Origin of the sequence: Pseudoalteromonas sp. DY56-GL22, assembly GCF_041414715.1 — a bacterium.
Classification (GTDB): Bacteria; Pseudomonadota; Gammaproteobacteria; order Enterobacterales; family Alteromonadaceae; genus Pseudoalteromonas; species Pseudoalteromonas simplex.
The window spans coordinates 298,129-310,304 of record NZ_JANHZR010000001.1 but is presented as its reverse complement, the minus strand read 5'-3'; the positions used below and the strand labels follow the sequence as shown (position 1 = coordinate 310,304).

General features: G+C 38.7%; 10 protein-coding genes. All 10 read right to left on the bottom strand.

Translation table 11 applies throughout. The annotated features are described in order from the left end of the window. Positions 1-57: 57 nt before the first annotated feature. Positions 58-537, bottom strand: a complete 480-nt coding sequence (locus NO991_RS01325; RefSeq protein ID WP_105181734.1) for a type VI secretion system tube protein Hcp — start codon at positions 535-537, stop codon at positions 58-60. Between the two features lie 224 nt (positions 538-761). Continuing rightward, complete coding sequence (gene tssH / locus NO991_RS01320) at positions 762-3,365, bottom strand: type VI secretion system ATPase TssH (protein WP_371351575.1); 2,604 nt, start codon at positions 3,363-3,365, stop codon at positions 762-764. A 19-nt stretch (positions 3,366-3,384) separates the two neighbouring features. After that, complete coding sequence (gene tssG, locus NO991_RS01315; RefSeq protein WP_138618892.1) at positions 3,385-4,365, bottom strand: type VI secretion system baseplate subunit TssG; 981 nt, start codon at positions 4,363-4,365, stop codon at positions 3,385-3,387. Next, positions 4,362-6,188 (bottom strand): type VI secretion system baseplate subunit TssF, encoded by a 1,827-nt coding sequence (tssF, locus tag NO991_RS01310; protein ID WP_371351574.1) that lies wholly within the window; start codon positions 6,186-6,188, stop codon positions 4,362-4,364. Before tssF ends, tssG begins: the two co-directional genes overlap by 4 nt. Then, positions 6,185-6,670, bottom strand: coding sequence for a type VI secretion system baseplate subunit TssE (tssE, locus tag NO991_RS01305; protein ID WP_166338540.1), 486 nt, complete (start codon positions 6,668-6,670; stop codon positions 6,185-6,187). The genes tssF and tssE overlap by 4 nt, the downstream gene beginning before the upstream one ends. A gap of 13 nt (positions 6,671-6,683) precedes the next feature. Further along, positions 6,684-7,451 carry a type VI secretion system accessory protein TagJ gene (locus NO991_RS01300; protein WP_371351573.1) on the bottom strand — a complete coding sequence of 256 codons (768 nt, stop codon included), beginning with the start codon at positions 7,449-7,451 and terminating at the stop codon, positions 6,684-6,686. A gap of 2 nt (positions 7,452-7,453) precedes the next feature. Next, positions 7,454-8,980, bottom strand: coding sequence for a type VI secretion system contractile sheath large subunit (gene tssC / locus NO991_RS01295; protein ID WP_235373661.1), 1,527 nt, complete (start codon positions 8,978-8,980; stop codon positions 7,454-7,456). A gap of 27 nt (positions 8,981-9,007) precedes the next feature. After that, entirely contained in the window at positions 9,008-10,501 is a 1,494-nt protein-coding gene (tssC, locus tag NO991_RS01290; RefSeq protein WP_138618882.1) for a type VI secretion system contractile sheath large subunit, read from the bottom strand. Continuing rightward, the gene (gene tssB, locus NO991_RS01285; protein WP_119853120.1) at positions 10,498-11,001 is read right to left on the bottom strand and encodes a type VI secretion system contractile sheath small subunit; all 504 of its coding nucleotides are present in this window, start codon (positions 10,999-11,001) and stop codon (positions 10,498-10,500) included. Before tssB ends, tssC (NO991_RS01290) begins: the two co-directional genes overlap by 4 nt. A 12-nt stretch (positions 11,002-11,013) precedes the next feature. Next, positions 11,014-12,120, bottom strand: a complete 1,107-nt coding sequence (gene tssA, locus NO991_RS01280; RefSeq protein WP_194441283.1) for a type VI secretion system protein TssA — start codon at positions 12,118-12,120, stop codon at positions 11,014-11,016. Positions 12,121-12,176: the final 56 nt, after the last annotated feature.

Below are 12,176 nucleotides of genomic sequence, written 5' to 3'. Positions count from 1 at the left end.
TCCTAAAGATCAAAAAAGCTCTGAGTAAAACTCAGAGCTATTAGGTACTGCAAAAAATTACATTTGCTGACCTTTAACACCGCTGTAACCATAAACAAGTGGTGCAGTGATGTTATTTTTGTCGTCTGTAGGAGTAACAGTCATCATCATTTCTGTGTAGCTGATAGTGATTGTTTCAACTGGACGGTCGTTTTGAACTGATACAGAGTAGCTAGAGATCATTGCATCTGTAAGTTCGATTTTCATGATTTCTTCAACTTTATCACCTTGCTTAGTGATGTGGAAAACAGCCGGAAGGCCTTTACCAATTGTCGCTTCTTTGAAAAGGTCTGGAGACGCTTTATCTTGAAGTTTAGTGATAGTTACATCACCTAAGCGAGTTGAGCTAGATTCACGGTCCATTGCTGTACCAGTGTGTGCTGAAATTTCACGGCTTACGTTCCAATCTAATGATAAAACTGTGATTAAATCTTTAAAAGACTCAGCAGTAGTTTCGCCTTTAATTGAACCGTATTTTAAATATGTATTTGATTGCATTTGATAATGCTCCTTTTAATTTATAAATAACATCCATTACATTGGATCATTTACTTTTGGTTTCCCAAAATTCCTTTGAAATCATTATCTCTAACTGCGCAACGAAAAGGTCTTCAATATCCTTTCCCTAGACGAAGACAATGTCTCAATGTTCCATCAATTAATGAAGACGGACAAATTATAATCCGACTCCAAAAAAGAAACAAGAAACTAATTTAAATATATCAATTTATATTAACAACAAAAGAACCATCATTTATATCTAATGATATACCATTGATTTTGTTACCACTAACAAGACTATCAAGTAAAGATTCAGATAATAAAGGCAAGACATTATTTTGCAATAATGCATGAATATTTCTTGCACCTGAACCAGAGTCATTACAATTGTTAACTATATAATCTACAACAAGATCTGAATATAAAAAATCAGATTTGTAATTTTTGTTAACTCTATTTTTTATTTTACATAATTGCAGTTTTGTAATTTCTGCAAGAGTTTCTTTATTAAGTGGCAAATAGGGTATGACGTTGATACGACCAAGAAATGCAGCTTTAAATACTTCAAGTAAATCATTTTGAATAGCCTTTTGCAGACCCTGAACGCTTGGCGCAGTTTCTTCATCTTCAAAAAGACTCATTGTTGTATCAGTACCCACATTTGAGGTCATGATAATAATTGTGTTTTTAAAGTCGATATCTCTACCTTCACCATCTTTAATGGTGCCTTTGTCAAACACTTGATAAAAAATGTCATGTACACCAGGGTGCGCTTTTTCAATTTCATCTAATAAAATAACACTGTATGGCTTACGTCTGATCGCTTCTGTTAATACGCCACCTTCACCATAACCTACATAACCTGGAGGTGAGCCAAGGAGTAACGAAACTTTATGCTCTTCTTTGTATTCTGACATATTGATGACAGTGATGTTTTCTTCACTACCATACACTTCATTCGCTAACGCAAGTGCCGTCTCAGTTTTACCCACACCACTTGGACCCGCTAGCATAAAAATTCCATTCGGGCGGCTTTCGTCAGCTAAGTGCGCTTTAGATGTCTGTACAACTTTTGCAATTAGCTCCAACGCATGATCTTGACCCACAACACGCTCTTTCATTGTGCTGGCTAAATTAAGAACACTCTTCACATCATCTTCATGCATCTTGCCAACTGGAATGCCCGTCCAGTCAGAAATAACTTGAGCAATTAACTCATCATCAACCTGCCAATGCACCATGTTTGAATCATATTTAGCTAAGTTTTCTTTGCATTGTTGTAGCTTTCCAATTTCTTCACTTGGCTGTTCTATTTCATCATTCAGGCCACTAATGACTTCTTTTACATCTTTAATAAGCAACATTTCATTTTCGAACTGCGACTTTAATGGTGCAAGCTGCTCAGTAATTTGCTGGCACTTATTTGTTAAACTCTCAAGCACCTCACTGTGATTTAATCCTGTGCGTTGCTCACGGGTTAACATATTGATTTGCGACTCTATTTCTGAGCGTTCATTTTCAAGCGTTTCAATTGAATTAGGTGTTGATGCTTGGCTCATTGCAACCCGAGCGCAGGCTGTATCAAGTAAACCAACCGCTTTATCAGGAAGTTGTCTGCCGGTAATGTAGCGGTGTGATAAATGCACTGCACTTTCTAGTGCTTGCTCAGAAATGAACACATTATGATGCTTTTCCATAACAGGTACTAAACCACGTAACATCGCAATCGCTTTTTCTGGTGTAGGCTCTTCCACTTTAACGACTTGGAATCGACGCGCCAGTGCTGCGTCTTTTTCAAAGAATTTTTTATATTCAGCCCATGTTGTGGCTGCAATTGTTCTGAGTTCACCGCGCGCTAGTGCCGGTTTTAATAGATTTGCAGCATCATTTTGACCAGCTTGACCACCACTACCGATCATAGTGTGCGCTTCATCGATAAATAAAATAACAGGATTTGGGGTATTTTTAATTTCCGATATTAAAGACTTAAGTCTATTTTCGAACTCACCTTTCATACCAGCACCTGCTTGTAATAAAGCAAGGTCTAGAGTGTGAATTTTTACATTTTTTAGAACATCTGGTACACTGCCTTGTGCAATCCTAAGCGCTAACCCTTCAACAACGGCCGTTTTACCAACTCCAGCTTCACCAGTTAGAATGGGGTTATTTTGTCTACGTCGAGTAAGAATATCGACCATTTGTCTAATTTCAAAATCACGCCCCAAAATTGGATCTATTTTTCCTGCTTTTGCTTGAGCTGTTAGATCAACTGTAAATTGATCTAAACTCGGCGTTTTAGAACTTGTAGATACCGATGTTTCAGCCTGACGATTTACCACAGGACTTTGTTCTTGAGACTTAGAGACCATTTCAGGCCAAGCATGCAATAATTGCCCTGCTTCTATCTTATTGAACTCTTTACTACAACGACTCACTAAACTTGCTAAAGTGTCATCTTTTACCAGCGTGTAAATTAAGTAAGCACTACGGATTTGTGTATCTGTAAAATCAATGCTCGTACTAAGCCACGTTTGCTTAAGCAAACTGGTAACATGCATCGATAAGCTCGGTGATGAGTTACAACCCGTTTTGTGCATTTCTAAAGACTTATTCAAATCATTTTTTAACGAGTCGCTGTCAATATCGTAAGCGCTCAAAATAATTCTAAAGTCATCAAGTTGTTGTTCAAGCATTGCTAATAACCAGTGCTCTAATTCAACAGTGAAGTGACTTCTGCTATTACAAATTGCAACAGCTTGTTCAAGACTCTTTTTGCACTCAGGGCTTAATTTTTCAACGAGTGTATTTAGCGTCATTGTAGACATAATATTTCCTTGTATTTATTTATCCTTTGAACGAAAGCTCAGAGACTTTGCCGTCTATAGTTGCTTTTTCTGAAAACAGAAAACTATTACAGCCTAATTGAAGTCGCTCTTTTAATAGTTGCTTTGCACCAAGTTTGTAGAAGTTTGCTTTTACTATTAGTGCATGCTGAATTTGATTACCAACAAAATCATTCACTATTTGATGGGCTAAATTCCAAAGCTCTTGCTGTGGTAGAAGACGGGCTGTTTGGTGCTCATTTTTGGGCTCAATAGTAACTTCTATCTTTGTTGAGATGTCCCAAACTTGCTTACCTGCTATTGCGTCAATACCAAGCCTTGCATGTTGTCCTGCAAAGCCCCCGCTGTTAATGCGGGTTTGCTCTGATTTTTTTAGTGGCTGCCACTGACCCACAAACTGATTTATGCTGACGTCACAACCTAAATAGAAAGTTAAAATATTTCGCAGATCAGCAATATTTCGCGTTTTTCGACTGAAAAGACCACTGAAATAAAGCTGATGAGGGGCATTGCCCCCACTCAAAAGTGCCAAAATTTTCGTGTGATTATCTTGATTGCTGTTAGCAAAATTAAGCGCGGGTTTATACTTTTTCCAAGCTCGGTAGTACAACGAAATCAAACGATGATTAAACATATCGTAAAAATCTCTCATTGTGCTGTCTTTGTAGCGCAATCTTTGCATCACCAATTCACTATAAAAGTGTGGCAATGCGCCTGAGCAACCGGTCATCCCCATAAATGATATTTCCATATCAAACTGAGTGATCCCTGCAACGCTTTTAGCAGGTTTTAATTTAGTTATCGCATTACCCGCAAAGCCAAACTTTTGTGTTGAACTAAACTTAATCAGCTCTAGTTTTGGCTGACAATCATAGCCAACTTTCCGGTAGTGCTGAGCCGTACTCGATAACTGCGACTCGATCACAAACACGGCTTTGTAAAAATCTATTTCTGTCGCGTTCTCGAGCAATTGAGCAATCATAGTAGCACCTCTGAACCGACTCTAGCTGGCCACTGATGATAAACTCGGTCTTGTTCTTTTAACTTTAGACTTAAGCGTGTAAAGCTATTAATTGATGCAAATTGCGAGAAGAAACAATCAAGAACTGAAGCAAAAAAGAACACCCCACTGCCAGCGTAATCATCATTTGCAAACGTAATTTCAATATCGGTACCTGTTGCAAATGCAACCCGCCCATTTTGCACAACTCGTGCAGTTGCGGGTTCAATTTTGACGCTATAGATATTATCAATCATCCCTTTTGATTGGGGTGTTGCTTTAAAATCATATAGTCTCAATGTTTCTTTCAATTTCTCTACGCTGTGCTCACCACTGAATGAATCAAGAGTCAGATGATTAATCAGTTGCCAACGAGTATTGCTACCCAACACAGGTCTTACCGCATGAGTAGGTGCAACTAGGCACCTGATTTTTTTGATGACATCGCCACGCTTTGGTAATGTAAAACCAAGTTCATCATCACCAAATGGTAAACTAGCTGGTAGATTACGGTTACTACACTGCGCCCGTACTGTTACGACCGTATTTCCCTCACTGAGTGCTTGCGCACTATTTTCAAAGCCACCATTTACTAATGACAAATAAGTTTCGGTGCCCGCTTCTGCATAACCACCGGCCCAAAGGGCTGTTTCTCGTCGAGTATGCCAATAGAGATCTTTATGCTCTTGATATTTAGGGTGTGTTTGCGCATAAAAAGGCGTCACCAGCTGTTTATTCCCCTTGTGGTCAAATGCAACTACTTCTTCAAGACTAATAACTTCTGATATTTCAGAGTCGATATAACGTGGTGCAAGCTTATACTCATATTCGCTTAGCTCTGGGCGGATCGGTTCAAGTTCTTGTTCATATAAATTTATGATTGGCGTGCAGCCCAGCAAGAACATGTCTTTATCTACTTGCTTCTCCAACTCGCTCGACTCAACATCTAAATAAAAATAAAGCGTTGTAGTGCTTGCATTGCGTGGTAGTACAGAACGAATATTTTGTAACTCAAAAAACTTAAATTTTTCAGGAAAAATAAAGTTCTCGACTAATAGCCTATATGCTGATGATGAACGCATTGAATAAGGTACTACAGCCTCATGCTCCTCAAAACCAACTGATTTTAAATGAGTTTTCGAGAGGTAATGCACTCCCTCATCGCCATTGTCTACTGCTATTCCGATACAATGTTTAAACAATAGCTCGTAAACTTTGAGTGCATAATGCCATTGTCCATGAATATAAATTTTTAGATCATTTAGCTCTGTTTCATGCAATGAAACGCCATCATACTCACCTGTCAGTTGTAACTTAAAAATCGCTTTAGCTGGTTCATTAAACTTTGGTTTAGGCGCAATAAAAGGACTGTTATCAAACTGGGCAGCGGTTATCTCTACAGGCCACAAATTGGTATCAAAACAGCTTTGAAATTTACACTGTTTCATTCCTTCTACATTAGTTTCAAGCTCACTCCCACGCGGAATGATGACCCCAGTCGTTGATAGGTTTTCTGACTCTAACTTTACAATTGATAATGAAGGGATCGGTGCTTGGTAGTCAGGATAAAGCTGACCTAATAGCGCATCCGTTAACTCAGGAAAGCTATCATCAAGTTTTTGCCTAATGTTGGCAGTTAAAAATGCAAATGATTCGACTAACCTTGAAACATGAGGATCTTCTATCACTTCGTCTGTAAGTTTTAACCTGCCTGCCACTTTTGGGTATTTTTCTGCAAAGTCTTTCCCAAGGTGGCGCACATAAGCTAATTCACGATTGTAATACTTTAATAATTCATCATTCATAGTGAAGACTCATAGATTTTCATACCTAAACTAACTGGCTCAACTTCAGAGTTAAAACTGATGTATTCAGGCTCAGGATCGGCATATAACAAGGCATTAATTCTTAGGTTTAAAATGCGGTTAAGGGGTAGCTCTTCATCAACTAGCACTTCAACTTCAATAAACCTAGGCTCAAATCGCAAAATTGCATCTCGAACTTTTTCACATAACGCTGCTCGCCCCTCATGGGAACTTACAACCATGCTTGAAAAGTCTGGCAATCCATATGATAAACACGATGTTGCAAGCTCACTGTATTGACTTGGCCATGTATGCCACTGGATCCGAGCATTTAACAGTGCTTCGATATCTCGCCTAACGTAACTTTTTAAAAGTGATAAGCTGATACCATCCGTTCGCTGTGGCGAATCCTGTACTTCAGGCTCGTCATCTATCAAGCGGTCTAAAATTGATGCTTTGAGCGGCTGTTTGCTTGCAATCATGAAAATTTCACGCTCAATTAATGAAAGAGCCAAGTTCAGACAATAAAACCGCTTCATCATTTATGAACAGCATTTTCATCCCGCGGCCAAAATACATTTCTTCACTTATTTCATGCCATTCAGTCACTTGACCTAATTTTTCAATTTCGCTCTTTGAGTGTGGGTAAACAACTGGGATATGAGCAGTACCGACAGGTCCATCTTTGATAGTTACTTCAACGCGTAGCCAAATTTGCTCAACGATTGATTCTATTGGCTGAACTTCAAACTTTTCGATTTCATCGAAACGAGCTAAATAAAACTCGCCATTGGTACCCAAAAGTTCCAAATATGGGTTTAATGAATCATCAATATCTCTTATTGCAGTAAGTTGCTCATTTACTGTACTTATCCTGAGAGACTCAACTTTAGCTGCCTTTTCAGTCGCTGATTTAAAATCATCTTCGCGTAAATCGATATGCATCTGAAGAAATACTTCATCTAGCTCATCTGCTTCATGAAATAGCTTAGGGGCCGCTTTACCTTCGTAAAAATCCTGTCTTGCTTGCTCAGCTCTAATTAGGTGCCTTAAATTAACAGCGCCCACCGCTAGCTCAGGCGACTTTGTCACCATAAAATCTAATTGTTTATCAGCTTTTTCAAGCTCACCGTTCACACACAATAGTTCCGTGTAAGCACTGCGAATATCAAAGTTAAGTGGATCATCTTTTAGTTTCTGTGCGCAATACTCTAATGCATCAGCTAATTTTCCATTGCGAATACACTCATGGATCTTCTTCATTTCTATTCCTTTATTTGGTGATGAGGACTTAGTTCAGTCACTAATTTGATACTTGATATCATTTGATCAAGCTGAAAATGGGGTTGTAATTGTAAAACAGAAAAATAATGGCCTGGCCTCGATTTATTTTCAGTCACTTTTACTTTTGCATTCGCCAAAGGATACTTACTTCTTATTTGCTCTGAGGCAGAATCCGATGCTGTAGTGTAGTTGTTAACCCATGCTTGCAAACCTTGTTCACAGGCTTGGGCTGTACTATAAGAGCCAACTCGATCACGCGCTAACAGCTTTAAATAATGAGCAAAGCGTGAAACACATAAAATATATTGCAGCATAGACGATAAGCGAGCGTTTACAGTAGAAGCCTCACTATCGTAGTGTTTGGCTTGCTGAGCTGATGCATTACTATAAAAAACGAGATGCTCAGTATTTGTCACTGACGATGCTGGGATAAACCCAAGTTCAGAGAACTGCTTTTCTAATTTACTAGTCACAATCAAGTCTATTGGTGGCTTAGCTTCTTTTCTGTAAACATCGGTTGAAAAGTAATTTTTCGTCAATCCGGTAACGATGCCTTTAGATATTTTGCCAGGCTCAATGCCTCTTATTTGACCAAACCAACCACTTTCTGCATAAGCTCGCACTAATGTCGACACAAATTGGTAAGCGGCGTTTCCCCATAACATTTCTGTTTCAGGCGTGGTTATTTTTTCTGTATATAAAAAATCTAAGTGACGTGTGCCGTCGTTTTTATAGGGTGCTCTAACTAATACATGCGGCAATACAAGACCAACAAAACGCGCATCTTCCATGTTCCTAAAGCTACGCCATTTCGTATATTCGACCTGTTCAAACTGAGTATACAAATCAAATTGATAGCCTAAATCAGTAAAACTATTTGCACCAAATAAGCTTGCAGACACAGCAGTAATAAATGGCGAAAAAGAGGCTGCGGCTACTTTCGAAATTTCTTTTAAGGTGTCTATATCGTTGTAAATTGTACCCGGTGCATTGCCATTGGTAATTTCGTAATCACCAATCAATACACCAAAAGGCTCACCGCCTGGACGATCGAACTCATTTTGATAAATTAATTGAAAGAAGCTACTTTGATCAAAGTCGATTGCTTTATTAACATCTCTCGATAACGTATTCCAATCACAATCTAACAGCCGTAACTTTACTTTTTTTTCTTTATCATTAAGTTCTGTTTGTAAAGTTAACCACCACAAATTGCGCCAGCTGGCTTCTAATTGTTGTAACTTGGGGTGATGTAATATTTGATCTAATTGCTTAGAAATAATCGAATCTATTTTGACAATGGTCAGTTGCAAATATGAACTAATTGACTCTTTATCCCACTGTAAGGGGGAATCTGAAGAGCCTTCAAGCCATAATAACAACGCTTTAAATGTTTCTTTCTCATTAAGAAAGCGTTCCAATAAAGCGCTATTTTCGAAGATATCAGACGCTGTATTATTTGAAATTACAGCGTCTTCTCCTATGAATGAAAACTCTTCACAGTTCATTTTGCATCATCCTTAATGCAGAAAGGGTTAGCCAATCTCAGGGATTTTGGCAACCAATCTAAGCGATGACGTAAGCTCTTCCATTTGTAACCATGGTCTTAACCATGCAACGGCATTGTAGGCTCCCGGTTGACCAGAGATTTCCTTCACAGAAACTTTTGCATCGGCTAGAGGGTAACGGGCTCTAATATCTTGACCACCGCCCTCTGTTGCATTGACATATGATAGTATCCAACGATTTAACCATGATTCAACATCTTCAGCTTCCATGTAGCTACCAATTTTATCGCGCGCCATTACTTTTAAATAATGAGCAAAACGTGATGTAGCCATTATATATGGCAAACGCGCAGAAATTGCAGCATTTGCAGTCGCATCAGGCGTTGAATAAACTTCTGGTTTCTGGCAAGTTTGACCACCAAAGAACACAGCGTAATCAGTATTTTTATAATGGCACAGTGGTAAGAAACCAAGTTTACTTAATTCTGCTTCACGTCGATCAGTAATACCAATCTCTGTTGGGCATTTAAGATCAGGATCACCATCATCACTAGTGAATATATGCGTCGGCAAACCTTCTACTTTACCGCCGCCTTCAGCGCCGCGAATAGCTGTACAAAAACCATATTGAGAGAATGCTTTTGTCATATTCGTTGCCATTGCGTAGGCAGCATTACTCCAACAATAATCAGCGTTATCGGTACTTACAGAGCGACCGGCAAGTTCATCAACTTCAAACTCTTCATAGTTGAATTCTTCAACCGGTTTAGATGCTGCACCGTAAGGTAAACGAGATAAAAATCTTGGCATTGTGAGTGAAACAAAGCGTGAATCATCGCTATCTCTAAATGAGCGCCATTTAGTGTATTCAAGAGATTCAAAAACTTTTTCAAGATCTCTTGGTTTAGTAAGCTCTTCCCAACTATCAAAACCAAAGAGTGAAGGTGATGATGCTGAAATGAACGGACAGAAACCCGCTGCAGCAACGTTTGACATTAAGCCAAGAGTTTCCACGTCTTCAGGGTGATTAGTAAATTCAAAATCACCTACAATAGTGCCGTAAGGTTCACCACCCGGTGTACCAAATTCTGACTCGTAGATTTTTTTGAATGTTTGGCTTTGATCAAACTCAACCGCTTTACTTAAATCTTTATGAAGTTCTTTCTTCTTCATATTAAGTACGCGAATTTTTAGAGTTGAGCCAGTATCTGAATTCATCACTAAATGATTTAGGCCACGCCATGAACCTTCTAATTTTTGAAAGTCTTCATGGTGCATAATAACACTGAGTTGTTTCGATATTTTTTGATCGATCATCTGAATCGCTTCATTGAAAGTCACTGTCATGTTTTTATTCCATTGAACAGTGCCTTTTAAAGCTTCTTCAGTTAATGTGCGTAGCAGCTCTTCAGCTCGACTTGCATCTGTTTGCTTAGTTGCGCCTATAGCTTGAGTCAATAACGATGCTGATTCAGTCGCTGTTGCTGTGTCTAATTCTTGGGCTAGTGTTTCGGTACTCATTTTTCAGACTCCTCTAACTTTAGCTCTTTAGCAATTGAGTCAAGACTCGCCGTGTTGCTTAACACTTCTTCTAAAACATTCTCAAGCTCTTCTGAGCGGTCAATCTTAGTCATTAAGTCACGAAGTTTATTACGTGTCTCCATTAGGTTACGCAATGGTTCAACTTGATTTACGACAGCTGCTGGCTCAAAGTCATCAATACTTTTAAAGTTGAGATCAACGCTAAATTTAGTGCCATCATCAGTTAAAGTATTATCAACATCTAACTTCAAAGAAGGGCTCATTTTCTTTAAAACATCGTTAAAGTTTTCTCTATCAATTTGGATAAAACGTCGGTCTTTTAAAGGTTTTAATACTTCTTGGTTATGGCCTGAAAAATCCCCCATTACCCCAACCACAAAAGGCAGCTCTTTTTTTACAATTGCACCTTCAGTTTCAACGTCATAGGTAATGTGTACTCTTGGTTTACGTACACGTTTTAATTTGTCATGGATACTCATTCAAAACTCCTTTTACTCGGTTTCTGTTTCGCTAACTTTGATGCCAGACAGCTTAAAGTATCCGGTCCTAGCATCACTATCGGTTATTAATTCATTTAATAATTCTGGTAGCGATAATTCGCTCCATCGAATAACTTGTTCAATGGTGTAAGACATAGGTGAATGTGGCTCTGTCTTTCTAAAAAACTGCGCAATTTCTTGCAATTTGTTTATCGCATTTTCTCGGCTATTGATTTGGGTATCATTTCGAGAGGGATTCTCATCGACAGGTGTTTCGCCTTCAACTTGCTCATTTTCTTGCGGTTCTTGTATCGACTTCGCTTCAAGGGATTTAAGTTTGTCTTCACCTAAATGCAAAACTGCATTCAAACACTCTTCAAGTGCTTGTTTAATATAAGAGGTAGGCTGTGATTGCTCTGTAGCAGTATCAAGCGCACTGCTTAATGCACTAAATTCAGTAAGCGCCTCTTCGATATCATTTTTTAATGCTAGGAAAAGTTCAGCGGGAGTCTCTTGTGCACTTTTTACTATTAATTCAAAGTCAATTGCGCCCTGGGCTATTTTTTTTTCTCTCTTTTCTTCACTGAGTCGTGAGACGTCATAGGCCTGCTGGTATTCCCAGTAAGTAAAAGCTTCGTAGTTTTGGCTATCTGTTAATGCGATACTTTTAATAGGGATGATCAGTGCCCCTTCACTTGCGACACCATTTAAACCAACTAATGCAGAGACCTTATCAGATATCTCATCACCATCATCAAGCATTGGATAAAGTGCATCAAAGTGGTTACTAACTAGCTCTTTTGCAACTTTGAAACCAAAAGCCAGTCCTTTAAAGCCGTGGATTCGACACAATGCCTCAGTAAACCACGCCAAATACTCAATATCTTTACTTTCTGTTTTTAATGCAGTGCTACACAATTCTAATAATGGTTGCCAATCACGTGCCAAAGACGCGATCCCTTCATCATCAACAAGCGCAAGTCTTTCAGCAGCACGTAGCTGATTGCGCATATCTTTTAAGGAATAGTACGTTGAGGTAGGAGATACATCTGATCTAGGCTCAATGCCTGCGAATGCATCTTCACTAATCGGAGCTAAATATTCATCAAAAACAAACATTCCATCGCCTTAAAAATTCCTTTTACACCCAAAATAGAGACGTAAAATAATACATC